Source organism: Stenotrophomonas sp. GL_101, assembly GCF_057835675.1.
On sequence record NZ_CM174432.1, the window covers coordinates 1,987,546 to 2,012,841 of the forward strand.

The window sequence follows — 25,296 nt, forward strand, 5'->3', positions numbered from 1 at the left end:
AGAACCACCGATTCTAGCGGATGCGAGGGGCGCTACCGTTGTGCAGTGCGCGCAGGCGCTCAGCGGTGCTGGCGCAGGCGGGAGGCGAACTCGTCCGGGTGCAGGCCCGGGGCGAACAGGAAGCCCTGGCCTACCGCCACCCCCAACGACTGCAGGAAGTGCCGCTGCGGTTCGGATTCGACACCCTCGGCAACCAGGCCCAGGCCCAGGCTGCGTGCGATCCCGCAGACCGCCTCGCAGATGGCCACGTCCGAGCGGTTGCCGGGGACGCCCTCGACGAACAGCTGGCTGAGTTTGAGGCCGTGGATGGGCAGGCGCCGCAGGTAGTTCAGCGCGCTGTAGCCTTCGCCGAAATCGTCGATGGTCAGCAGGACGCCCATTTCGCGCAGGCGCGCGAAGGTCTGCAGGGTGTCGGGCGCATCCTCGATCAACACCCGTTCGGTGAACTCCAGCTCCAGCGCGCTGCCGGGCAGGCCGAATTCGTCCAGTACCTGGCGCACATGCCGGGCCAGGTCTTCGCCGACGAACTGGCGGTAGGACACATTGACCGCCACCCGCACGATACCCAGCCCGTCATCCTGCCATTGGCGGATCTGCCGGCAGGCCTCGCGCAGCACCCACAATCCGATCCGCACGATGTCGCCGGTATTCTCGGCATGGCCGATGAAGATGTCCGGGCGCAGTTCGCCCAGCTGCGAATTGCGCCAGCGGATCAGCGCTTCGGCCGCCACCAGGGTGCCGGTGCGCAGGTTGACCTGAGGCTGGTAGACCAGGTGGAACTCGTCATCGTCCAGCGCACGGTGCAGGCGGCTCTCGATCTGCAGGCGGTCGTGCTGGCGCTGCGCCAGTTCAGGCGAAAACACCTGCCAGCCGTTGCGGGTGCGCCGCTTGCAGTCGTACATGGCGATGTCCGCGTTCTGGATCAGCTGCTGCGGGCGCAGCCCATGCTCGGGTGCACGTGCGATGCCGATGCTGGTGGTCACCGCGAATTCGTCGCTGCCAAACCGGAACGGCGTACTGAACCCAAGGGTGATCGCATCGGCCAGGCGCTCGGGCTGGTCGGCCTGGTCGCGGGTGTCGCAGACCACCAGGAATTCGTCGCCGCCAATCCGCGCCAGCAGTCCCTCGGTGCCGATCGCGGTGGCGATGCGGCGGGTTGCGTCGATCAGCAGCTCATCGCCGGCATTGTGGCCGAGCAGGTCGTTGACCGATTTGAAGCGGTCCAGATCGATGTACAGCACCGCCACCCGGCAGTGGGTGGGGTTGGCCATGCGCGCGGCAAGGTCGTTGAGTACCGCGTCGCGGTTCATGATGCCGGTCAGCGGATCGGTACGCGCCTGGATCCGCAGGGTTTCCTCGGCCTGCTTGCGCGTGGTGATGTCCTGCAGGGTGCCGGCAATGCGCGCGGCAGCCACATCGCCGGCTTCGGCCTCGCCGATCATCCGCACCCAGAACGAATGGCCATCGCTGCGCTGTCCCTGCAGTTCCAGCTCGAACGGCAGTTGACGGTCGATCACGTCCAGCAGCGCCTGCTGCAGCAACGATCGGTCGTCCAGGCGCAGGCAGTCCAGCAGGTGCGCCATGTCGTGCAGCGGCAGTTCCTGGCCGAGGATGCGGCTGGCCTCGTCGGTGAGGTACAGACGCTGCAGGCCGCGGTCCCATTCCCAGCCGCCGATGTGCGCCAGCGATTGCGCGCGGTCGAACAGGGCGTTGTTGCGCTTGAGCTCGGTGATGTCGCTGAACAACCCGAACACGTGGTCCGGGCAATCGCGACCGGTGCCGTACACCGGCACGTTGGTGGTGGATATCCAGATCATGCGCCCGCGGGGGCGGTGGTACAGGCCGACGATGGTGCTGCGGATGATCCGTCCGGTCTGCAGCGCCACGCTGGCCGGCCACTGTTCGCGGGTCAGCGGGTGGCCGTGCTCGTCCACGCTGATCCAGTCATCCGGGGCCAGCATCGATTGCAGGCTGTTGCCGTTGCCGGGCATGCCCAGGATGCGGTGCGCGGCCGGGTTGGCCGAGACCACGCGCAGCTGGCGGTCGAACAGGACCACCCCCTTGTCGATCGATTCCATCAGCAGCCGGTAGCGCGATTCAGCCTGCCACCGGCTGCTGAGGTCGCGGGCCACCGCGACGATGCAGTGCTCGCCCTGGTGCTCGAAACCGGCCGAATGCACCTCCACCGGGAAACGGCTGCCATCGCCGCGCATATTGGTGACTTCGATGACGTAGGTCTCGCCCCGGTGCAGGGCTTCCCAGACCGGGTCCAGGTGGTCGCCAGGCAGGTCCGGGTTCAACAGCTCGATCGGTTGCCCGACGATGTCCTCGCGCGCTCGCCCGTAGGCGCGCACGCCGGCCTGGTTGAGATCCAGCACCACCCCGGATTCGCTCAGGATGCTGACCGGATCGGGCACGGCATCAAACAGTGCCGCATACCGGCGCAGCGCCAGCTGGCGATCATCCATCGCTTCGTGCAGGGCCTGCTGCACCTTGCCCAGCAGGGTGTGCAGGTCATCGGCGGCCGGCGGGTGCTCGCGTGCGTGATCGAGTGCGGCCAGCGCGTGGACGTGGGCGGTGAGATGGTCACCGACCGCAACGTCCCTGCGCGGGCCGCGGCGGCTCACGTGGCCGCCAGGGCTTTGCCGGCCTTGCTGCCGGTTTCGCGGCCCAGCCGCCCGGCCAGCCAGCGGCCGGTGGCGGCCAGCGCGGGCAGGTCGATGCCGGTCCGCATGCCGATCCCGTGCAGCAGGTACACCACGTCTTCGCTGGCCACGTTGCCGCTGGCACCCTTGGCATACGGGCAGCCACCGGCCCCGGAAACCGCCGAGTCGACCACCCGCACCCCTTCGTCCAGGCAGGCATCGATATTGGCCAGGGCCTGGCCGTAGGTGTCATGGAAATGCACCGCCAGCGCGGCCATCGGCAGCTCGGTGGCCACGGCATGCAGCATCGCCCGCGCCTTGCGCGGCGTGCCCACGCCGATGGTGTCGCCGAGCGAGATTTCGTAACAGCCCATCTCGTGCAGGGCGCGGGCCACGCGGACCACCTCGCTGACCGCAACCTCGCCCTGGTAGGGGCAGCCGAGCACGGTGGAGACATAGCCGCGGACCTTGACCCCGTCGGCCCGGGCCCGTTCGAGGATCGGCGCGAAGCGCGCCAGCGATTCGTCGATGCCTGCATTGGTATTGGTACGGTTGAAGGTTTCCGAGGCGGCGGTGAACACCGCCACTTCCTCCACCCCCACCGCGCGCGCGCGGTCGTAGCCCTGTTCGTTGGGCACCAGCACTGGGTAGGCGATGCCGGGACGGCGTTCGATGCCGGCATATACCTCGGCGGCGTCGGCCAGCTGCGGCACCCAGCGCGGGCTGACGAAGCTGGTGGCCTCGATGGTACGCAGGCCGGTCAGCGACAACTGCCGGATCAACTCGATCTTGTCGGCGGTGGCGACCGGCTGCGCTTCATTCTGCAGGCCGTCGCGCGGGCCCACTTCGACGATGCGGACGAAATCATCCATGACGTGCCTCCCGGGGAGCGGGAAGACACACGGCCAGCAACAGGCAGGGAAGGGCTCGGATCACAGGGGTACCTGATGGAAGAAGGGCGGCCTGCGTTCCCCGGCGGGCCACGAAAAGGGGTTACGCGGGCTGGACGCTAAAGCGGCCAGCCTGCGCCTGGAAAGCGCAGGGGGTGCGTGGGGGCGAGCGTGGCCGATTCGGTCAGTCCTGGGTGACCCAGTGCGGAGCCCGCTTGTCCAGGAAGGCGCCGAGGCCCTCCTGGCCTTCGGCCGAGACCCGCAGGCGGGCGATCAGCGCGGCGTTGTCACGGTCCAGCCCGTCCCGGTCGCGGCCGGCGCTGACCCGGCGGACCAGCTCCTTGGCCGAGGAGGAGGCGATCGGGCCGGCCTTGTCGAGCAGGCCGAGCTGGCGCTGCACGGCTTCATCGATGCGTTCAGGTTCGATCAGCTGGTGGACCAGGCCGATCCGCCAGGCGGTGTCGGCGTCGAAGTGCTCGCCGGTGGCGAACCAGCGCCGCGACTGGCGCGGGCCGATGGCGTCGATGACATACGGGGAAATCACCGCCGGCAGCAGCCCCAGCCGGCTTTCGGTCAGGCCGAAGCGGGCCGTGGTGCTGGCAATGGCGATGTCGCAGCAGGCCACCAGGCCGACGCCGCCACCGAAGGCGGCACCGTGGACACGGGCGATGGTCGGCTTGGGCAGCTCGTCCAGCGTGCGCATCAGCCGGGCCAGTGCCATCGAGTCCTGGCGGTTGTCTTCTTCGCTCGCTGCGGCCATGCCGCGCATCCACTGCATGTCCGCGCCGGCCGAAAACGACGCGCCCTGGCCGGCCAGGACCACCGCGCGGACCTGTTCGTCGCGCCCGGCCGCTTCCAGCGCCGCGGTCAGCTGGGCAATCAACGCCGCATCGAAGGCGTTGTGCAGGGTAGGCCGGTTCAGCCAAAGGGTCAGCACCGAGGCGCTGCGTTCTATCTGTAATGCATCACTCATGGGGGACCTGCGGTTGCTCCATACATGTACAGATCATAGCGGGCCATTGGTCACCGGCCATGACGCGACGCGGCGATGGTAGAATTGATAACCATTCCTATCCCCCACAAGGCGCTCCGTGACGCTGTCCGATCTGCCGCTGCACAGCTCCGCCCTGGTGGAATCGGTGCAGGAACTGCACGCCAACGATGCCATCGCCCGCCGCCTGCAGGAGCTGGGTTTCGTCAGCGGTGAAGATGTGCGTCTGGTCGCCCGCGGTCCGGTCGGCGGCGAGCCGCTGCTGGTGCAGGTGGGATTCACCCGCTTCGCCCTGCGCCTCAGTGAAGCGGCCCGCATCGTGATCACCGCGCTGCCGGGGGGAGCACATCCATGAGCGCGGATGTCTCAATGCTGCGCGTGGCGCTGGTGGGCAACCCCAACAGCGGCAAGACCGCGCTGTTCAACCAGCTAACCGGCAGCCGCCAGAAGGTGGCCAACTACACCGGCGTCACCGTGGAGCGCAAGGAAGGCCGCCTGCGCGCGCCGTCCGGCCGCGAGTTTGCCGTGCTCGACCTGCCCGGCGCCTACAGCCTGCAGCCGGCCAGCCTGGACGAAGCGATCACCCGCGACCTGTGCCGGGGCTTCTACCCCGGTGAAGCGGCACCGGACGTGCTGCTGTGCGTGATCGATGCGACCAACCTGCGCCTGCACCTGCGCTTCGCACTGGAGTTGCGCGAGCTGGGCAAGCCGATGATCGTGGCGTTGAACATGGTGGATGCCGCCGAGCGGCGGGGCATCAAGATCGACGTAGAGGCGCTGGAACAGGCGCTGGGCGTGCCGGTGGTGGAAACCGTGGCCGTGCGTCGCCACGGCGCGGCCCAGCTGGTGGAACGACTGGATGCGATGGTCCCGCACCTGCAGGCGCCGGTGGCCGTGCCTGACCAGGGCGGTGATTACCACGCCCGCGTGCGCGGCATCCTCAACGCGGCGGTGAGCATGCCCACCCGTACCGCGAAGGTCGACGACGCACTGGACCGCTGGTTGCTGCACCCGGTGTTCGGACTGGTCACCCTTGTGGTGGTCATGTTCCTGATCTTCCAGGCGGTGTTCGCCTGGGCCACGCCGTTGATGGACGGGATCGAGGCCGGCTTTGGTTGGCTCGGCGAAAACGTCGGTGCGGTGTTGCCCGAGGGTCCACTGAGCAGCCTGCTCACCGACGGCATCATCGCCGGCGTGGGCGGGGTGGTGGTGTTCCTGCCGCAGATCCTGATCCTGTTCGCGTTCATCCTGGCATTGGAAGAATCCGGCTACCTGCCGCGCGCGGCGTTCCTGCTCGATCGCATGATGGCCTCGGCCGGCCTGTCCGGGCGTTCGTTCATCCCGCTGCTGTCCAGCTTCGCCTGCGCGGTGCCCGGCATCATGGCCACCCGCAGCATCCAGGATCCGCGCGACCGCCTGGCGACCATCCTGGTGGCACCGCTGATGACCTGTTCGGCACGCCTGCCGGTCTATGCGCTGCTCATCGGCGCGTTCATTCCGCAGAAGACCCTGTGGGGCTTCGTCAGCCAGCAGGGCCTGGTGTTGTTCGGGTTGTACACGGCCGGCATCCTCAGTGCGCTGGCGATGTCGTGGGTCATGAAGAAGTGGCGCCGCGACAAGAGCGAGCACCCGCTGATGCTGGAGCTGCCGTCCTACCGCATCCCGCATCCGCGCGACCTCGCCGTGGGCCTGTACGAGCGCGGCATGATCTTCCTCAAGCGCGTGGGCGGCATCATCCTGTCGTTGACCATCCTGCTGTGGGTGCTGCTGAAGTTCCCGGCCGCGCCGGCCAACGCGACCATGCCGGCCATCGATTACAGCTTCGCCGGCCAGATCGGTCACGCGATGACGACGATCTTCGCGCCACTGGGCTTCAACTGGCAGATCTGCATCGCACTGATCCCGGGCATGGGTGCGCGCGAAGTGGCGGTGTCCTCGCTGGCCACCATCTACGCGCTGTCGGCCGCCGATGACGATGCGGCGATCCAGGCACTGACGCCGGTGGTGGCCCATGGCTGGTCGCTGGCCACCGGGCTGTCGCTGCTGGTGTGGTTCATCTATGCGCCGATGTGCATTTCCACCCTGGCCACGATCAAGCGCGAGACCAATTCGTGGAAGCAGGTGGGCTTTGCCACCGTCTACCTGTTCGCCGCGGCCTACATCGCCGCGCTGGTCACCTACCAGGTGACCGTGGCACTGGGCGGCGGCTGATGAGCATCGGCCTGCTGCTGCAGTACATCGTGGTCGCCCTGATCGTGCTGGTCAGCGCGTGGGTGGTGGTGAAAAAGCAGTTCCCCGGCACCGTGCGCAAGACGCGCGGAGCCATCGCGCTGGAGCTGGTGAAGCCGCAGCGCGCTGCATGGGTGCAGGCGCTGGGGCGCAAGGTCGCGCCGCCGGCCAGCGGGGGTGCGGGCGCTTGTGGCGGCTGTGACAGTTGCGGGCCGACCAAGCCCAGGTAACGCACCACCGTGGGTCATGCGTGTATCGACCAACGGTCGATACCTACCGGAGGGGTGGCTTTTCCGCTAGCCTGCAGGCATGACTACCGCCCCTCTTCGTTTGCTCATCCACGGTGCGTCCGGGCGCATGGGCCAGGCCCTGTTGCGGCTGGCCGCCGACACCCCCGCGCTGCAGATCGTGGCGGCGGTGACCCGCCGTTCGCCGGTTCAGCGCGTGGTCGACGGGGTGCCGCACTTCGCCGCCAGCGAGCTGGCCGGCGCGCCGCCTTTCGACGTGGCCATCGACTTCAGCCTGCCCGAGGGGTTCGACCCGGTACTGGCGCTGTGCGTGGAGCGCGGTGCCGGGTTGGTCTCGGGTACCACCGGCATCAGCGAGGCGCAGCGCCAGGCACTGATCCAGGCCGCCGCGACCATCCCGCTGGTGTGGGCGTCCAACTTCAGCCTGGGCGTGGCGGTGCTGGATGAACTGGTGGAGCGTGCCGCGGCGGCGCTGGACGGCTGGGATTGCGACATCGTCGAATCCCACCACAGCCAGAAGCAGGACGCGCCCTCGGGGACCGCGCTGACCCTGGGCGCAGCCGCACAGAAGGGGGGCGCGCAACCGCATTACGCCAGCCTGCGCGCCGGCGACATCGTCGGGGAGCACCTGGTGCAGTTCACCGGGCTGGGCGAGCGCATCGAGCTGACCCATCGTGCCACCAACCGCGACATATTCGCGCGCGGCGCGCTGTTTGCCGCGGCCCAGCTGACCGGGCGGGCGCCGGGCAGCTACCGGGTCCGCGACCTGCTGGCCGGTGCCGGCCCTGCCGTTATTGGCTGAATGGGGGAGGGGTGACCCTGAACCCCGGGCTGGCCATGCGTGGCCGTACGTCAGCGATTGCATGTAAACGCTGGCGTCGCGGGGTGCTTGCCTTTACAATTCCCGCTCGCCGAATCACGACAGCCGGACCGGTCCCGCACCGCAGTCCGCGCTTTTTTGCAACCGCTTTTCCGTGAAGCGTGGCGTGACTTCGGTGACCCCTCGGTAGCCAAAGTGAGATTCCCGTGACCCAAGCCGCAATCCTCGTCCTCGAAGACGGCACCGTATTCGAGGGCGAATCCGTAGGCGCGCCCGGCCTGTCCGTCGGCGAGGTGGTGTTCAACACCGCCATGACCGGCTATCAGGAAGTGCTGACTGATCCCTCCTACGCCCGGCAGATGGTCACGCTGACCTACCCGCATATCGGCAACACCGGCATGACCGACCAGGACGACGAGGCCCACAAGGTGTGGTCGGCCGGTCTGATCGTGCGCGACGTGCCACGCCGTCCCAGCAACTGGCGCAGCCAGGTGTCGCTGCAGGACTGGCTGCTGCAGCGTGGCGTGGTGGCCATCTCCGGCATCGACACCCGCAAGCTCACCCGGATCCTGCGTGAGCGCGGCGCGCAGAACGGTGCGTTGATGGCCGGCGAGGGGCTGGACGTTGAACAGGCACTGGAAGCGGCGCGCAAGTTCCCCGGCCTGAAGGGCATGGACCTGGCCAAGGTAGTCAGCACCGACAAGGCCTATCCGTGGACCGAAGGCCAGCTGGACCTGGACCGCAATGAGTTCGTCAGCGCCGCACCCCAGTACAAGGTGGTGGCCTACGACTTCGGTGTGAAGCTGAACATCCTGCGCATGCTGGCCGAGCGCGGCTGCGACGTCACCGTGGTGCCGGCGCAGACCCCGGCCGCCGAGGTGCTGGCGATGAACCCGGACGGCGTGTTCCTGTCCAACGGCCCGGGCGATCCGGAGCCGTGCGACTACGCCATCGCGGCGATCAAGACCTTCCTCGACAAGAAGGTGCCGACCTTCGGCATCTGCCTGGGCCACCAGCTGCTGGCACTGGCCTCCGGGGCCAGGACGGTCAAGATGGGCCACGGCCACCACGGTGCCAACCACCCGGTGCAGGACCTGGACACCGGCAAGGTGATGATCACCTCGCAGAACCATGGTTTCGCGGTCGACGAAGCCTCGCTGCCGGCCACCTTGCGGGTCACCCACCGCTCGCTGTTCGACGGTACCAACCAGGGCATCGCGCGCACCGACGTGCCGGCGTTCTCGTTCCAGGGCCACCCCGAGGCATCGCCCGGGCCGACCGACGTCAGCCCGCTGTTCGATCGTTTCGTGACCCTGATGGCCGAGGCCAAGGCTTGATGCGCGCCAGTGCGCTGATGCTGGTGCTGTCCTGCGCGGTCGGTTCGGTGCATGCCGCGCCGGCCACCGATGCACAGGTGAGCCATGTGGTGCAGGCGTTGGGCATGGATTCGCTGGGCGCCAGCATGGCCCGGATGATGATCGACAACGTGCCGGCGCTGAAGGCACTGCCCGACAACGACCGCGCCTGCGCCGCGGGCCCGGTGCGCTCGCTGCTGGACGCCGAGTTCCGGCGCCAGCTGGTGGTTGGCCTCGGCGACGACGGTGACCAGGTGATGGCGCAATGGAAGGATTTCCTGGCCACCCCGGCCGGCGATGGCCTCAAGAAGGCCTTCGGCAACGCAAACCCGGAAACCGTGGCTGAAAAGGCCAGCGTCGACCTGGACCCGGCTGCGCGCGAGGCGCTGACCGCGTTCCTGGCCAGCCCGGCGTTCCAACGCTTCATCGCCACGCTCGACCAGGACATCGCCACCCCCGATGACCACGGGACGCGCCTGGCCAAGGACCTGCAGGACCAGTGCCGGATCGCGCTGACCCCCGACCAAATTTCCTGATCGACAGCAAGCGATCACCCCCATCCGCCACGCTGTCCAGACTTAGAGAAGACAATGCCCAAGCGCACTGACCTTAAAACCATCCTCATCATCGGTGCCGGCCCGATCGTCATCGGCCAGGCCTGTGAGTTCGATTACTCCGGCGCGCAGGCCTGCAAGGCACTGCGCGACGAGGGCTATCGCGTGGTGCTGGTCAACAGCAATCCGGCCACCATCATGACCGACCCGGAGATGGCCGACGCGGTCTACATCGAGCCGATCAACTGGCAGACGGTCGAGAAGATCATCGCCAAGGAAAGGCCCGATGCGCTGCTGCCGACCATGGGGGGCCAGACCGCGCTGAACTGCGCGCTGGACCTGGCCGACAACGGCGTGCTGGAGAAGTACAACGTCGAACTGATCGGCGCCAAGCGCGACGCGATCATGATGGCCGAAGACCGCGAGCTGTTCCGCGTGGCGATGAGCGAGATCGGCCTGGATTGCCCGGCCGCCGCAGTGGCGCACACGGTTGAGGAAGCCATCGAGATCCAGACCCGGGTCGGCTACCCGACCATCATCCGCCCCAGCTTCACCCTGGGCGGCAGTGGCGGCGGCATCGCCTACAACCGCGAAGAGCTGATCGACATCGTCACCCGCGGCCTGGAGCTGTCGCCGACCAGCGAAGTGCTGGTCGAAGAGTCGGTGCTGGGCTGGAAGGAGTTCGAGATGGAGGTGGTGCGCGACACCGCCGACAACTGCATCATCGTCTGCTCGATCGAGAACCTCGACCCGATGGGCGTGCACACCGGCGACTCGATCACCGTGGCCCCGGCGCAGACCCTGACCGACAAGGAGTACCAGCGCCTGCGCGATGCCTCCATCGCCGTGCTGCGCAAGATCGGCGTGGACACCGGCGGCTCCAACGTGCAGTTCGGCATCAGCCCGACCACCGGCCGCGTGGTGGTGATCGAAATGAACCCGCGCGTGTCGCGTTCCTCGGCGCTGGCCTCCAAGGCCACCGGCTTCCCGATCGCCAAGGTCGCCGCCAAGCTCGCCGTGGGTTACACCCTGGACGAACTCAAGAACGAAATCACCGGCGGCCTGACCCCGGCCTCGTTCGAGCCGTCGATCGACTACGTGGTCACCAAGATCCCGCGCTTTGCCTTCGAGAAGTTCCCGGCGGCCGACGCGCGCCTGACCACCCAGATGAAGTCGGTGGGCGAGGTGATGGCGATGGGCCGCACCTTCCAGGAGTCGTTGCAGAAAGCCCTGCGTGGCCTGGAAACCGGCAAGATCGGGCTTGACCCGACCGGCCTGGACCTGAGCAACGAAGACGACATCACCACGATCAAGCGCGAGCTCAAGGCCCCGGGCCCTGAGCGCCTGTTCTTCGTCGGCGATGCGTTCCGCGCCGGCTTCAGCGTCGAGGAAGTATTTGCGCTGTCGCACATCGATCCGTGGTTCCTGGACCAGATCGAAGCGATCATCCAGGCCGAAGCCCAGCTCGCCGCCGATGGCCTCGACGCGCTGGATGCCGCGCGCCTGCGCACGCTCAAGCGCGCCGGTTTCTCCGATGCCCGCCTGGCCGAGCTGACCGGTACCAACGAAGCGGCCGTGCGCGCGCTGCGCCGTGCGCACAAGGTGCGCCCGGTGTACAAGCGCGTGGATTCCTGCGCCGGTGAATTCTCCACCGGCACCGCCTACCTGTACTCGACCTACGAGGACGAGTGCGAAGCGGCGCCGAGCAACCGCGACAAGATCATGATCCTGGGCGGCGGTCCGAACCGCATCGGCCAGGGCATCGAGTTCGACTACTGCTGCGTGCACGCCGCGCTGGCACTGCGCGCCGACGGGTTCGAGACCATCATGGTCAACTGCAACCCGGAAACCGTCTCCACCGATTACGACACCTCCGACCGCCTGTACTTCGAGCCGCTGACGCTGGAAGACGTGCTGGAGATCGTCGAGCTGGAACAGCCGAAGGGCGTGATCGTGCAGTACGGCGGCCAGACCCCGCTGAAGCTGGCGCGCGCGCTGGAAGCCAACGGCGTGCCGGTCATCGGCACCTCGCCCGATTCCATCGACCTGGCCGAAGACCGTGAGCGCTTCCAGCAGCTGGTCGACCAGCTCGGCCTGAAGCAGCCGCCGAACCGCATCGCCCGCAACGACGAGCAAGCGCTGCTGCTGGCGCGCGAGATCGGCTATCCGCTGGTGGTGCGCCCGAGCTACGTGCTGGGCGGCCGCGCGATGGAGATCGTGTACGGCGAATCCGACCTGGCCCGCTACGTGCGTGACGCGGTCAAGGTCTCCAACGATTCGCCGGTGCTGCTGGACCGCTTCCTGGACAACGCGGTGGAAGTGGACGTGGACATCATTGCCGACAAGGACGGCAACGTGCTGATCGGCGGGGTGATGGAGCACATCGAAGAGGCTGGCGTGCATTCGGGCGATTCGTCGTGCTCGCTGCCGCCGTACTCGCTGTCGGCTGAAACCCAGGCCGAGCTGCGCCGCCAGGTGGTGGAACTGGCCAAGGCCCTGAAGGTGGTCGGCCTGATGAACACCCAGTTCGCGATCCAGGCCGGCGAAAATGGCGAAGACATCGTGTACCTGCTGGAAGTGAACCCGCGTGCCTCGCGCACCGTGCCGTTCGTGTCCAAGGCCACCGGCATGGCGCTGGCCAAGATCGCCGCGCGCTGCATGGCCGGCAAGACCCTGGCCGAGCAGGGCGCCACCAAGGAAATCGTGCCGGGCTACTACTCGGTGAAGGAAGCGATCTTCCCGTTCGCCAAGTTCCAGGGCGTCGACCCGATCCTCGGGCCGGAGATGCGCTCCACCGGTGAGGTGATGGGCGTGGGCCGCAGCTTCAGTGCCGCCTTCGCGCGCGCGCAGGAAGCCGGTGGCATCAAGGCGCCGCCGCTGGGCAAGGCGTTCGTGTCGGTGCGTGACCCGGACAAGCAGCGCGTGCTGCCGGTGGCCAAGCTGCTGCTGGAGCGCGGTTACACGCTGGTGGCCACGCGCGGCACCGGCGCCTGGCTGCAGCAGCACGGCATGGACTGCGAGATCGTCAACAAGGTGGTCGAAGGCCGCCCGCACATCGTCGACTCGATCAAGAACGGCGAGATCGTGTATATCGTCAACACCACCGAAGGGCGTGCGGCGATCAACGATTCGTTCTCGATCCGTCGCGAGGCGCTGCAGCACCGCGTCACCTATTCGACCACCATTGCCGGCGCCAAGGCGCTGGTGCAATCACTGGAATTCCGCGGGACCGGCCCGGTCTGGTCGCTGCAGGAACTGCACAAGGAGTTGGACGCATGAGAGCACCGATCACATTGAAGGGCGCGCAGCGTCTGCGCGAAGAGCTGGACCACCTGAAGTCGGACAAGCGCCCCAAGGTCATCGCCGCGATCGCCGAAGCGCGCGCGCACGGCGATCTCAAGGAGAACGCCGAATACCATGCCGCGCGCGAAGAGCAGGGCTTCATTGAAGGCCGCATCAAGCAGCTGGAAGGCGAGCTTTCGCATGCGGAGATCATCGACATCACCAAGCTCAATGCCGGCACCAAGGTGGTGTTCGGCGCGACGGTGAACCTGGCCGATGTGGAAAGCGATGAAGAAAAGCGTTACCAGATCGTGGGTGACCTGGAAGCCGACATCAAACTCGGCCTGATCGCGATTTCCTCGCCGGTGGCACGTGCGTTGATCGGCAAGCTGGAAGGCGATTCGATCGTGATCGACGCCCCGGCCGGCCAGCGAGAGTACGAAATCGTCAGCGTCCAGTACCTGGACTGATCGACGATGGCGACAGCGACGCTGCTGCTGCCCGCGCGCAGCCGGTTCCCGGCCGCGCCGTTGCCCGAAGATGTGGCGAAGGCGCTGGGACGGGCGGTTCGCAGCAGCGTCGAGCCCGGCGAGCGTGCCCAGCTGCAGCGGCATTTCCAGCTGCAGCCGGCGCACTGGCCGGTAGCCGCCTTGACCCGCCAGCTCGATGTCGGCGATGCCGCCGATGCGGTCTGGCTGCGTGCCGATCCGGCCTATGTGGTGCCGGATATGCACGGCGCACGGATGATGGGCCACGGCGACACGCTGCGGCCCGAACCGGAAGATGTCGCGCGGTTGTTGCCGGCACTGCAACCGCTGTTCGCCGGCTTCGGCTTCAGTCTGGACGCACCGCTGCCATCACGCTGGTACCTGCGGCTGCCGCCGGGAACCACGCTGCCGGCGTTTGCCTCGCCGGAAGAGGTGCTGGGCGATGACCTGTTCGCCCACCTGCCCGAAGGCGATGCCGGCCGCCGCTGGCGTGCCCTGTTGACCGAGGCGCAGGTGGTGTTGCACCAGCACGACTGGAACGCGCAACGCGTGGCAGCGGGCAAGCGGGCGATCAACTCGCTGTGGTTCTGGGGCGGTGGCGAGCTGCCGCAGCGCGTCAGCACCGCGCACGTGCAGGTGCGCAGCCGCGAGTCGCTGCTGCAGGCGCTGGCCAAGGCAGCCGGCGTACAGGCCGATGGCGACCAGCAGGTGGATGCGCTGGTCGACCTGCGCCAGCTGCGTTCGCTGGAACAACTGGGCAACGATGCGATCCGTCCGTTGCTGGCCGCACTGCAAGGCGGTGAACTGCGTCGGTTGGTGCTGGATTTCGAGGACGGCGCACGTTTCGAGATCGACAAGGCCCAGCGCTGGCAGTTCTGGAAGAAGCCGGCGCAACTGCACGACGCCTGATCCACCGCGCCGCATCCGAGGTGAAGAGATTCACTTACCCAGGTAGGTCACCACCGTTGGTGGTGACGCTTGAACGGGCGGCAGCGGCGAGCGTGTGCGTCTTCGCTTGGGTGTAACGCGGGCTTTCGGTGCCGCTTGGCGGCCGGCAGGCCCTTTCGCAAATGTCCCCCGGCCGACGCCTGCGGCGACGGCCTCCTCCTTTATTTTGCCAAGGACCTGCCGGCCGCCAAGCGGCTCGGCTTGCGGTGCGCAACGGCGCACACCGATGGTTGGCGCGGGCGCTGCGGTTTTCCGCGCGGGCACCGACCGATGCCCTTGCCAAGGTAGGTCACCACCGTTGGTGGTGACGCTCGCACGGGCGACAGCAGCATGGAATCTCCGCTGCCTTCAGCAAGCCGAGCCCCTTCGCGGCCGACAGGCTCTTGGGCAAAATCAAGGAGGAGGCTGCCGTAAGGCGGCCGGGGGACATTTGCACCAAGAGCCTGTCGGCCGCGAAGGGGCTCGGCTTGCTGAAGGCATGCCCGAGCAACGCCGCCGCCACTTCAGTGAACAGCATTCCAGGCACCTCCCGGTAGCAGGCAGGTATCATCCAAGGGTCTGCCAGTGGCAGCACCTCATACCCCGCGATCGAGCCTCACTTGTCTTCTTCCGATACCCCCCAGATCCAGCGCCGCCCCGTTGCGCCCACGGCCACCTGGCCGGTCGACATGCTGCCGCTGCTGCAGCGCCTGTACGCCGCGCGCGGCGTCACCGATGCGGCCCAGGCGCAGCCGAAACTGGCGCAGCTGCACGCGCCGGAACTGATGGGCAGCATGCAGGCCGCGGTCGACCTGCTTGCCGTGGCCATCGCCAACAACGAACGCATTCTGGTGGTGGGCGATTTCGACTGCGACGGCGCCACCGCCTGCGCGGTCGGCGTGCGCGGGCTGCGCATGCTCGGCGCGCGCGATGTGGTGCACGCGGTGCCCAACCGCATGCTGCATGGCTACGGCCTGTCGCCGACGCTGGTGGCCGACCTGGCGCCGCTGCAGCCGGGCCTGCTGGTTACCGTCGATCATGGCATCGCCTGCCATGCCGGTGTGACCGCCGCCAAGGCGCTGGGCTGGAAGGTGCTGGTCACCGATCACCATCTGCCCGGTGAGCAGCTGCCGCCGGCCGATGCCATCGTCGACCCGAACATCAACGGCGACGTGTTCCCGAGCAAGGCGCTGGCCGGTGTGGGCGTGATCTTCTACGTGCTGATGGCCCTGCGCCGCCACCTGCGCGAGCAGGGTGCGTTCGCCACGACCCGCGAGCCGGATCTGCTGACCCTGCTGGACCTGGTGGCGGTCGGTACCGTCGCCGATCTGGTCGTGCTCGATGCCAACAACCGCGCCCTGGTCTCGGCCGGTCTGCGCCGGCTGCGGGCCGGGCAGGGCTGTGTCGGCCTGCAGGCACTGATCGAAGCCAGCGGTCGTGATCCGGCGCGACTGAGCGCCACCGACATCGGCTTCGCATTGGGGCCGCGTTTGAACGCGGCCGGGCGTCTGGAGGATATGGCGCTGGGCATCGAACTGCTGCTCACCGAAGACCGCGCGCAGGCGCGCGAGATCGCCACCACGCTGGAGCAGATCAATGCCGAGCGCCGCGCGGTGCAGCAGCTGATGACCGAGGACGCCGAACTGGCGGTCTCACGCGCAGTGCTCAGCGCCGAAGGCGAGCGCCCGATCGCCGCCTGCCTGTTCGATGCGCAATGGCATCCCGGCGTGGTCGGGCTGGTCGCCTCGAAGATGAAGGACCGCCTGCATCGCCCGGTGATCGCCTTCGCCCCATCCGAGCCCGGTAGCGATTCGCTGCGTGGCTCGGCGCGTTCGATTGCCGGCTTCCACATCCGTGATGCGTTGGCGCTGGTCAATGCCGCGCATCCCGGGCTGATCGACAAGTTCGGTGGCCACGCCATGGCTGCCGGGCTGAGCCTGCCGCATGCGCGGCTGGACGATTTCCAGAAGGCGTTTATTGCTGTCGTCGAAGCGAGCATGGACCCGGCGTCGCTGCAACAGCAGTTGCTCAGCGATGGCGAACTGGCACCGGGCGAACTCGATTTCCACCACGCCGAGGCGGTGCGGCTGGCCGGTCCGTGGGGGCAGGGCTTCCCCGAGCCGTTGTTCGACGGTCATTTCCAGGTGGCACGCTGGCAGGTGCTGAAGGAGAAGCACCTCAAGCTCAGCCTGCGCCTCCCGGGCCGTGCCGAACCGATCAACGCGATCCACTTCAGTGGCTGGCACGGCACCGCCCCGGCCAACCACGTGCATATCGCCTACCGCCTGGTCAGTGACGATTACCGCGGCGGCGGGGCGATCCAGCTCATCATCGAGCATTGCGCCGACGCGTGAGGCGGTCTCAGGCCGGTGCGCCGGTTACTCCTGCACCTTGCTCACCAGCGTCGGCAGGTCCCACGGCCCGCCCGCGCTGACCAGGCGGCACAGTCCGGAGCTGGTCACCTCGGTCTTCACGAACTGGGCGCCGGTCCAGCCCCAGGTGGTGCTGTAGAAGCAGTCGCCCAGGCCGCGGCCCTTGTGCGATTCGCCGATGGTGCGTACGTCGTCGCCCGCACCCGAGGCAGTGACCAGCCTGGGCTGGTACGGGGCGCGGTCGTTGACCACCCAGTAGCCGTCGCCGGTGTTGTAGGCCGCGCGCCAGCAGGCCTGCGAGACCAGCAGCTTGTCCGCGCTCAGGCGCTGCACGGTGATTTCCTGCGGGCCTTCATTGGAGATCATGCCGTCGCCCGGATGCAGGGCTTCGCACTTGTCGGCCGAGGTGGCCGCTGCCAGCGCAGCGCGCAGCGCCTTCGATTCGCCCAGGGCTTCATCGGCAGCGCGGGTCGGCACTACCTTGGCCAGCTTCACCACCGGCATCGGCACGGCCGGCAGCACCGTGCTCTCCGCCTTGGTGCCCTTGCGGACCAGCGCCCCCGGTGTGCCCAACCGGCCCTGGAATTCATCCATCTTCAACAGTGCCGCCGCCGCGCCGCGATCGGACACGGTCCAGCGCTTGCCGTCGTTACCGGTCAGCACGATGCGGCTGTTGCCGGTCAGGCTGGTGAGCAGTGCACTGACCTGCGCCGGCGACAGCACGGCAGTGCCGTCTGCAGCGGTGTAGTTCAACGCGCCCAGCTTGGCGTCGTTGATCTGCAGCGACAGCTGCCTGGGCAGCTTGGTTTCGTCGTACTGGCCCAGCATCAGTTCGGCCTTGACCGGCTGGTTGGGGCCGGCCAGCCGGGTCAACAGGATCGACACCGGCAGATTGCTGCCCTCCTCATCGTTCTGGTACCCGGCCGCCCGGCAGGTGCGGGTGTTGTCGCAGGCCACGGTCCAGTCGTTGTGGCTGAAGCTCAGCCCGGCAACAGGGCCGGCGGCGTGGGCCGGCAACCCAGGGGCCAACAACAGCAGGGGCAGCAGGGCAGGCAGGCGCATCGGAACATCCTTGTGGTGGTGCTGGGAGGGACTGGCATCTTGGCGCACGCCAGTGAACCCGCCAAGCCCTGCGTCGCCTCAACCCCGTTTGCCGGCATGATCCGTTCAACCTGCTGTCATCGGATAAGGAGCGTCACATGCAACGCGCACTGGGTGGGATCGGCATGCTCTGCATGCTGCTGGGCATGCAGGTAGGAACGGCCGAAGCGCGCACGGTAGTCATGCCGCTGCCAACGGGGGCGCCAGTGCTGCAGGTGGCCGGCGCCGAGGTGCCGGTGCAGCTGCGCCAGGTACGCCTGGACAGCCGCGTGGTGGCCGGCCTGGGCGAGACCCGCATCGAGATGGAGTTCTTCAACCCCAACAATCGCGTGCTGGAAGGCCAGCTGGAGTTCCCGCTGGCCGATGGCCAGCAGGTGGCCGGGTTCGCGCTGGATATCGACGGCGTGCTGCGCGAGGCGGTGCCGGTGCCCAAGGCGCAGGGGCGGCAGGTGTTCGAGGCGATCGAGCGGCGGCGGGTCGACCCGGGCCTGTTGGAGCAGACCGCCGGCAACCAGTTCCGGCTGCGCGTGTACCCGATTCCGGCGCGCGGTAGCCGCACCCTCGTGCTGACCTTCCGCGAGACCCTGCCGGTGGACGCGCAGGGGCTGCGCTGGACCCTGCCGCTGCAGTTCGCGCGCAATGCGCAGCAGGTGACGCTGCGACTGGAGGCCAGTGGCACCGGCGCGCCGGTCGCCAGTGGCCGCTGGTCCGGCCGCTTCGATGCCCGCGACGGCGCCTACCGGATGCAGTGGCAGGGCCGTGGCGATGCCTTGCCGGCGCAGGCGCAGTGGCGCCTGCCGCAGGTACGCCAGCTGGACGTGGTCAGCGGCACACACACCGGCCAGTGCTATCTGCTGGCGCAGATTCCCGTGCCGGCGCAGGCCACGCCACGGGTATTGCCCAAGCGGGTCGGGTTGTTGTGGGACGCATCCGGTTCGGCCCGCCAGCGTGACCGTGCCGCCGAGCTGGCGGTGCTGGACCGCTACTTCGGTGCCATCGGCGAGGGCGAGGTGGTGCTGACCGTGCTGCGCGACCGCGCCGAGCCGGCGCGCAGCTTCCGCATCCGCGGTGGCGACTGGAGTGCGTTGCGCGCCCACCTGGCCGGCCTGCCGCTGGATGGTGCCAGCGCGCTGGGCGCGTGGACGCCGCGTGCGGACATCGCCGAATACCTGCTGGTCAGCGATGGACTGTCCAACTATGGCGCCGCATCCCTGCCGCCGTTGGCGGCCGGGCAGCGCCTGTACGCGCTGAGCAGCGCCGGTGCGCGTACCGACAGCGCGCGTCTGCGCGCGTGGACCGGTGCCCACCATGGGCAGGTACTGGTGGTGTCCGGCGTGGCCGAGGTCGACGGGGCGATGCCGCTGCTGCTGCAGCAACCGGCCGAGGTGGTCGCCCTGCGTGGCAACGGCGTGGACCAGTTGCTGGCCGACGCCAGTCGCGCCAGCCAGGGCTGGTTGCGGGTGTCCGGACGCGTACAGCGCAGCGATGGGCAGGTGGACGTGCAGCTGCGGCTGGCCGACGGCACCGTGCATGTGCAGCGCCTGCAGGTCGCCTCGGCGCGTGCGCTGGACGGCAGCCTGGTCGCGCAGGCGTGGGCCACGGCGATGCTGGCCCGTTACGCGGTCGATCCGGTCGCCAATGCCGAGGCGATCGGCACGCTCACCCGGCAGTTCTGGCTTGTTGGGGCGGACACCTCGTTGCTGGTGCTGGAAACCCTGGATGACTACCTGCGCTACGGCATCCGCGCCCCGGCACCGCTGCGCGCTGACTACGACCGCCTGCATGCGGTGCGCATCGACGACGAAAAGCAGGCGCGTGCGCAGCGCCTGGACCAGATCGCGCTGCAGTTCGCCGACCGCGAGCGCTGGTGGAACACGCGCTGGCCCAAGGACACGTCTGCCACCAAAGCGGTACTGACCAAGGCCGCGCCAATGGCGGTGGCCGCCGCCAGGACGCAGGACTACATGGAAGCACGCGCCAATGATGTGGTCACTGCTCCCTCACCGCCAGCACCCCCTGCACAGATGGCGCTGGCCGCGGCGCCGAGGGGAAACCTGGAGACCGCCGACGCCGCCACCAGCAAGCACAGCCAAAGCGCCAACAGCGGCGCCATCGCGGTCACCCTGGCTGCATGGGAACCCGATTCGGCCTATGCGCGTCGCCTCCGTGAGGCCGATCCCGCGCAGCTCTACGCCACCTACCTGGCCGAACGCGACCAGCACAGCGACAGCAGCGCGTTCTACCTGGACGTGGCCGACCTGCTGCTGGCCAAGGGCCAGCGCGAGCTGGCGCTGCGCGTGTTGTCCAACCTGGCCGAGATGCAGCTTGAGAACCGCCACGTGCTGCGTGTCCTGGGTTACCGCTTGATGCAGGCGGGCGCGCCGGAACTGGCGGTGCCGGTGTTCCGGCAGGTGCTGCGGCTGGGCGAGGAAGAGCCGCAGAGCTTCCGCGACCTGGGCCTGGCGCTGCAGGCCAGTGGCCAGTACCAGCAGGCGCTGGAGGCGTTGAATGAGGTCGTGGTGCGGCCGTGGGACAGCCGCTTCGATGGCATCGCACTGATCGCACTGGACGAACTCAACACCCTGGCCGCGCGCGAGCGCGTGGACACCCGCGCGGTGGACCCGCGCCTGCGCCGGCCGATGCCACTGGACCTGCGCGTGGTGCTCAGCTGGGACAGCGACAACAGCGACATGGATCTGTGGGTGACCGACCCCAACGGCGAGCGCGCGTACTACGGCAACCGGCTTACCTACCAGGGCGGGCAGATGTCGCAGGACTTCACCGGCGGCTACGGACCGGAACAGTTCTCGCTGCGTGAGGCCAAGCCAGGCAAGTACAAGGTGGAGGCCAACTTCTTCGGCAGCCGCGAGCAGCTGGTCACCGGCGCCACCACCTTGAGCCTGCGCCTGAGCACCCATTGGGGCACCGGCAGGCAGCGCGACCAGCAGGTCACGATGCGCCTGAAGGACCGGGCGGACACGGTGCTGGTGGGGGAGTTCGAGGTGCGCTGACAGCGCTGCCGCGCGGGAATGTGATGGGTGGTAGCCGCGCCGTGACCAACGGGGCGGCTACCATCGGCACTCCAGAGCATCCTGACCGGCCCTTTCGATGGACCCTGCCGTGCCCAAGGCCACACCCACCCGCTGGCGCCCCGCCACGCGCCTGCTGGTCTGGGCCACGATCCTGCTGGGCAGTGCGGTGGCCAACGCCTTCGTCGAGGTGATGGACGCCAGCCGCCGAGGCGAGGACCTTGCGCTGTGGCAGCCGATGATCTGGGAACTGAGCAGTGCCGGCATGATCCTGCTGACCCTGCCGCTGCTGTGGTGGGGCTGCCAGCGCTGGCCGCTGCATGCCGATACCTGGAAGCGGCGGCTGCCGCTGTACCTGCTGGCCAGCGTAGGCTGGTCGCTGCTGCATGTGGCGGGGATGATGGTGCTGCGCCACCTGGCCTACGCCAGCCTGGGCGAGCACTACGTGGATGGCTCCCACTGGGCGACGCGCCTGCTCTACGAGTACCTCAAGGACGTGCGCGCGTTCTTCAGTTTCGTGGCGATCGAACACTTCTTCAGCTGGTTCGGACGCCGTCGCCAGGGCGAGGCGCACCTGCTGGTCGCGCCGGAAGATGCGTTGCCGGTGGAGGCGGTGGAGCGCCCGGGGCGATTCCTGATACGCAAGCTGGGGCGCGACTTCCTGGTGGCCACCGATGACATCGAATACGCCCAGGCTGCTGGCAACTACGTCAACCTGCGCGTGCGCGGACACGACTATCCCCTGCGCAGCACCATGGCGGCATTGGAGGAGCGGTTGGACCCGGGGGTATTCGTGCGTGCCCACCGCAGTTGGCTGGTGAACGTGCGTCGGCTGGTGTCGATCGAGCCGCTGGACGGCGGTGAGGCATTGCTGCACATGGATGATGGTGCGCGGGTGCCGTGCAGCCGGCGGCAGTTGCCCGCGTTCCGGCAGGCGCTGGCCGTGCCGCCCGCGGGCTGAGCGCTGACGGGGCCGGCGTTGCGCCGGCCACCGGTCCGGCACCCTGGAGGCCAGGATGCCGGCAGCAGGCTCAGCGCTTGCTGTCTTTCTTGATCATCGCGTCGATGCGCCCGGCGCGGGCTTCCGAGCCCGGGTGCGAGGACATCAGGCCGCCTTCGCTGGAGAGCTTGCGGAACATGCTGGCCAGTGCGGCCGGGTCGTAGCTGTGGCGCTTCATGAAGCGGTAGCCGTACTCGTCGGCCGCGCTTTCTTCCTTCTGCGAGAACTGTGCATTGACGAAGCCCTCGGCCAGTTCGCCCAGCTGGCCCTGGGTCAGGTCGGCAACATTGGCGTTGCCCGAGGCGGCCAGGCCTTCGCGACCGGCCGAGGTCAGCATGGCGGTGCGCATCTTGGTCTTGGAGTGACCCAGCTTGACGTGGCCGATCTCGTGGCCGATCACGCCGCGCACTTCATCGTCGGAGGCCATGTCCATCAGGCCCGAGTAAACGCGCACGCAGCCATTGGCCATCGCCCATGCGTTGACGTCTTCGGTCAGGTAGACCTTGAAGTTCAGGTTCATGCCGTCTTCGTTGGCCAGGCCCTGGGTGATCTTGGCCAGCCGCTGGGTGTACGGGCTGTTGGCCGGGGCGACCTTGTTTTCCTTGTCCATGTACACGCAGGCCTGGTCGGCGGCCTTGGCCACGTCCGCATCGGACAGGGTCAGGGCCTGGCCGGCCTTCATGCCGGTGCTGGCGAGCGACTTCAGATCAATGGCCGAGGCGTTGCCGGCGGCCACCAGGGCGAGGACCAGCAGTGCGGCGGAGGATGACTTCCTCATCGGGTAGAACTCCATGTGGTTGAATTGGGGGCGCCGGGCGGCGGGGGCTGCAGGGCGCGGCAGAAGTCTACCGCCTGGACCGGCCGGCGTGTCCAGTGATGTCGCATCCAAGCCAACGGGCCGGCCGGCGGCGCGGGCCTCACCGCCGGAAAGGCCCGGATAGGCTATGATGCACAGTCTTTTTACACGCATCAATCGCCGACATGCTTGAGCTCAATCCTGTCCGCCAGCGCATCACCGATCTCACCGATCGCGTGGTATCGCTCAGGGGGTATCTTTGACTACGACGTCAAGAAAGAACGCCTTGAAGAAGTAACCCGGGAACTGGAAAACCCGGACATCTGGAACAACGCCGAGTACGCCCAGAACCTGGGCCGCGAACGCGCCAACCTGGAAAAGACCGTGGGCGGCATCGCCACGATCCTCGACGGCCTGGCCGAATCGGGCGAACTGCTGGAACTGGCTGAAAGCGAACAGGACGAAGAAACTGCCCTGGCCGTGGTCGCCGACCTGGACAAGTACCAGAAGCACGTCGAACAGCTGGAATTCCAGCGCATGTTCTCTGGCCAGATGGACACCGCCCCGGCCTTCGTCGACATCCAGGCCGGTGCCGGCGGCACCGAAGCCCAGGACTGGGCCGAAATCCTGCTGCGCATGTACCTGCGCTGGTGCGAATCGCGCGGCTGGAAGACCGAGCTGATGGAAGTGTCCGGTGGCGACGTGGCCGGCATCAAGTCGGCAACGCTGCGCGTGGAAGGCGATTACGCCTATGGCTGGCTGAAGACCGAGACCGGCGTGCACCGCCTGGTGCGCAAGTCGCCGTTCGATTCGGACAACCGCCGCCACACCAGTTTCACCTCGGTGTTCGTGTCGCCCGAAGTGGATGACAACATCGAGATCGACATCAACCCGGCCGACCTGCGTACCGACGTTTACCGGTCTTCCGGTGCCGGTGGCCAGCACGTCAACAAGACCGAGTCGGCGGTGCGTATCACGCACATTCCGACCAACACGGTCGTGGCCTGCCAGACCGGCCGCAGCCAGCACCAGAACCGCGACAACGCGATGAAGATGCTGGCCGCCAAGCTGTACGAGCTGGAAATCCAGAAGCGCAACGCCGAGCGTGATGCGGTGGAAGCCACCAAGTCCGACATCGGCTGGGGCAGCCAGATCCGCAACTACGTGCTCGACCAGAGCCGTATCAAGGACCTGCGCACCGGTATCGAACGTTCGGACACGCAGAAGGTGCTCGACGGCGACCTCGACGAATTCGTCGAAGCCAGCCTCAAGTCGGGCCTGGCGGTCGGCTCCAAGCGCGTCGATGCCTGAGGTCGGGCCAGTGGCAGCGGCATTGCCCGCTGCCCGGGCCCTCCGGCGCAGGACGTGGATGACGCCCTGCGCCGCGCGTGACGCCTGCAGGGCAGGGCGGTGATGCGCAGCGACAGCGAGCGCAAGGAGCTGGGCGGTTTCCTCAAGGCCTGCCGCGACCGTGCCGACCCCGTCACGCTGGGCCTGCCGGCCGGGCGGCGGCGTACCCCGGGGCTGAAGCGCGAGGAGGTTGCGCTGGCCATCGGGGTCAGCGTCAGCTGGTACACCTGGATCGAGCAGGGACGTGACGTACGTGCCTCGCCAGCGGCGCTCGACCGGCTGGCGCGGGTGCTGCGGATGAGCGATGACGAGCGTTCCTATGCCTTCGCGCTGTCCGGCTACGGCGTGCCGCTGGACTCCCCGGACGAGTCGGTCACCGAGGGGTTGCGCCAGCTGGTCCAGGCCATGCAGCCGATCCCGGCCTATGTACGCAACACCCGGCTGGACATCCTGGCCTGGAATCCGGCCATCGCCGAGCTGTTTGTCGACTACAGCCAGCTGGCGCCGCATGAGCGCAATACGCTGCGCTTGATGTTTCTGTACCCGGCCTACCGCACGTTGATCCTGAACTGGGAAGAGATGGCCCGTGGACTGCTCGCCAGTTTCCGCGCGGCAATGGCGCAGGCGCCGGACAAGGCGCCGTTCCTGGCCCTGGCCGAGGACATCGCCGCACACAGTGACGTATTCCGCCAGTGGTGGCCCGAGCACGATGTGCGTCGTTTCGACGAAGGCGCCAAGCGCTTGAACCATCCCACGCGCGGCCTGCTGGACCTGCAGTACGTAGCGCTGGTGCCGGAGAGCCGGCACGATCTTTCGCTGGTGACCTACCTGCCGCGCAGGTAAGGCGGGGGGGGCGCGCGGCCGGGCTGCGCCCGGCACCCGCAGAGGCTTTCAAGCCAGGGCGACAGCAACAACAACAGCAACCGCTGGCTTCCCGTGGGAAGGCGGGGCACTGTGGGTGTGCGGGGCCGCCGTGAACCCGTCCATGGGGGCTTGGTCGCGCCATCCATGGCGCTCACACCCCGCAAACCCACAGTGCCCCGCCTTCGACAGTTCTCCGCGCGGTCTGTCGTAGAGCCGAGCGTCGCTCGGCTGCTCTTCGCTTCAAATTCAGAATTCTCGAATGGATTGGAAATCGAATTTAGAAAGCGATCCGTGCGTGGCGTGGCTCTACTGAAAGTCGCGGAAATCTGTCGAAGGCGGGGTGGGTCCGGTTGCG

19 protein-coding genes are annotated in these 25,296 nt (G+C 67.9%); 14 read left to right on the forward strand and 5 right to left on the reverse strand.

Annotated features, from left to right (window positions below):
• Positions 1-59: 59 nt before the first annotated feature.
• The 3 genes from AC3IR9_RS08960 to AC3IR9_RS08970 form a co-directional block, all read right to left on the reverse strand.
• Positions 60-2,627 carry a sensor domain-containing protein gene (locus AC3IR9_RS08960; RefSeq protein WP_489295387.1) on the reverse strand — a complete coding sequence of 856 codons (2,568 nt, stop codon included), beginning with the start codon at positions 2,625-2,627 and terminating at the stop codon, positions 60-62.
• Entirely contained in the window at positions 2,624-3,517 is an 894-nt protein-coding gene (locus AC3IR9_RS08965; protein ID WP_489295388.1) for a hydroxymethylglutaryl-CoA lyase, read from the reverse strand. The genes AC3IR9_RS08960 and AC3IR9_RS08965 overlap by 4 nt, the downstream gene beginning before the upstream one ends.
• Before the next feature lie 202 nt (positions 3,518-3,719).
• Complete coding sequence (locus tag AC3IR9_RS08970; protein WP_489295389.1) at positions 3,720-4,508, reverse strand: enoyl-CoA hydratase-related protein; 789 nt, start codon at positions 4,506-4,508, stop codon at positions 3,720-3,722.
• Between the two features lie 118 nt (positions 4,509-4,626).
• Between AC3IR9_RS08970 and AC3IR9_RS08975 the strand changes: the two genes are divergently transcribed.
• The 10 genes from AC3IR9_RS08975 to recJ all read left to right on the forward strand — a co-directional run bounded on the left by AC3IR9_RS08975 (position 4,627) and on the right by recJ (position 16,783).
• On the forward strand, positions 4,627-4,881 hold the full coding sequence (locus AC3IR9_RS08975; protein ID WP_489295390.1) for a FeoA family protein: 255 nt from the start codon (positions 4,627-4,629) through the stop codon (positions 4,879-4,881).
• A complete protein-coding gene (gene feoB, locus AC3IR9_RS08980; protein WP_489295391.1) occupies positions 4,878-6,737 on the forward strand; it encodes a ferrous iron transporter B in 1,860 nt (619 codons plus the stop codon). The genes AC3IR9_RS08975 and feoB overlap by 4 nt, the downstream gene beginning before the upstream one ends.
• Entirely contained in the window at positions 6,737-6,985 is a 249-nt protein-coding gene (locus AC3IR9_RS08985) for a DUF6587 family protein (RefSeq protein WP_489295392.1), read from the forward strand. Before feoB ends, AC3IR9_RS08985 begins: the two co-directional genes overlap by 1 nt.
• A gap of 79 nt (positions 6,986-7,064) precedes the next feature.
• Positions 7,065-7,805 (forward strand): 4-hydroxy-tetrahydrodipicolinate reductase, encoded by a 741-nt coding sequence (gene dapB / locus AC3IR9_RS08990; protein ID WP_489295393.1) that lies wholly within the window; start codon positions 7,065-7,067, stop codon positions 7,803-7,805.
• A gap of 224 nt (positions 7,806-8,029) precedes the next feature.
• Positions 8,030-9,160, forward strand: a complete 1,131-nt coding sequence (gene carA / locus AC3IR9_RS08995) for a glutamine-hydrolyzing carbamoyl-phosphate synthase small subunit (protein ID WP_489295394.1) — start codon at positions 8,030-8,032, stop codon at positions 9,158-9,160.
• On the forward strand, positions 9,160-9,714 hold the full coding sequence (locus AC3IR9_RS09000; protein ID WP_489295395.1) for a hypothetical protein: 555 nt from the start codon (positions 9,160-9,162) through the stop codon (positions 9,712-9,714). Before carA ends, AC3IR9_RS09000 begins: the two co-directional genes overlap by 1 nt.
• A gap of 54 nt (positions 9,715-9,768) precedes the next feature.
• Positions 9,769-13,011, forward strand: a complete 3,243-nt coding sequence (gene carB / locus AC3IR9_RS09005; RefSeq protein WP_489295396.1) for a carbamoyl-phosphate synthase large subunit — start codon at positions 9,769-9,771, stop codon at positions 13,009-13,011.
• An 8-nt stretch (positions 13,012-13,019) separates the two neighbouring features.
• A complete protein-coding gene (gene greA / locus AC3IR9_RS09010) occupies positions 13,020-13,484 on the forward strand; it encodes a transcription elongation factor GreA (RefSeq protein WP_489295766.1) in 465 nt (154 codons plus the stop codon).
• 6 nt (positions 13,485-13,490) lie between these two features.
• Positions 13,491-14,411 (forward strand): phosphoglycerate mutase, encoded by a 921-nt coding sequence (locus AC3IR9_RS09015; RefSeq protein WP_489295397.1) that lies wholly within the window; start codon positions 13,491-13,493, stop codon positions 14,409-14,411.
• Positions 14,412-15,049: 638 nt separating this feature from the next.
• The gene (gene recJ / locus AC3IR9_RS09020; protein ID WP_489295398.1) at positions 15,050-16,783 is read left to right on the forward strand and encodes a single-stranded-DNA-specific exonuclease RecJ; all 1,734 of its coding nucleotides are present in this window, start codon (positions 15,050-15,052) and stop codon (positions 16,781-16,783) included.
• A 24-nt stretch (positions 16,784-16,807) separates the two neighbouring features.
• On the opposite strand, the gene AC3IR9_RS09025 is transcribed toward recJ, so the two are convergent.
• Positions 16,808-17,863, reverse strand: a complete 1,056-nt coding sequence (locus AC3IR9_RS09025) for a DUF1176 domain-containing protein (RefSeq protein WP_489295399.1) — start codon at positions 17,861-17,863, stop codon at positions 16,808-16,810.
• A 137-nt stretch (positions 17,864-18,000) separates the two neighbouring features.
• On the opposite strand from AC3IR9_RS09025, the gene AC3IR9_RS09030 reads away from it, so the two are divergent.
• Positions 18,001-20,913: a DUF2135 domain-containing protein gene (locus AC3IR9_RS09030; protein ID WP_489295400.1), complete on the forward strand. Its 2,913-nt coding sequence runs from the start codon at positions 18,001-18,003 to the stop codon at positions 20,911-20,913.
• A gap of 97 nt (positions 20,914-21,010) precedes the next feature.
• Positions 21,011-21,892 (forward strand): LytTR family DNA-binding domain-containing protein, encoded by an 882-nt coding sequence (locus AC3IR9_RS09035; protein WP_489295401.1) that lies wholly within the window; start codon positions 21,011-21,013, stop codon positions 21,890-21,892.
• Between the two features lie 70 nt (positions 21,893-21,962).
• Here AC3IR9_RS09035 and AC3IR9_RS09040 read toward each other — a convergent pair whose 3' ends face one another.
• Positions 21,963-22,709 carry a M48 family metallopeptidase gene (locus tag AC3IR9_RS09040; protein ID WP_489295402.1) on the reverse strand — a complete coding sequence of 249 codons (747 nt, stop codon included), beginning with the start codon at positions 22,707-22,709 and terminating at the stop codon, positions 21,963-21,965.
• Between the two features lie 203 nt (positions 22,710-22,912).
• On the opposite strand from AC3IR9_RS09040, the gene prfB reads away from it, so the two are divergent.
• Both prfB and AC3IR9_RS09050 read left to right on the forward strand, forming a co-directional pair.
• Positions 22,913-24,038 (forward strand): peptide chain release factor 2 gene (prfB, locus tag AC3IR9_RS09045; RefSeq protein ID WP_489295403.1). Its coding sequence is split into 2 segments (ribosomal slippage): positions 22,913-22,987 and positions 22,989-24,038, totalling 1,125 coding nucleotides; the frame shifts between segments, so codons are not numbered across the junction.
• Positions 24,039-24,137: 99 nt separating this feature from the next.
• Entirely contained in the window at positions 24,138-24,920 is a 783-nt protein-coding gene (locus AC3IR9_RS09050; RefSeq protein WP_489295404.1) for a helix-turn-helix transcriptional regulator, read from the forward strand.
• The last annotated feature ends 376 nt before the right edge of the window (positions 24,921-25,296 follow it).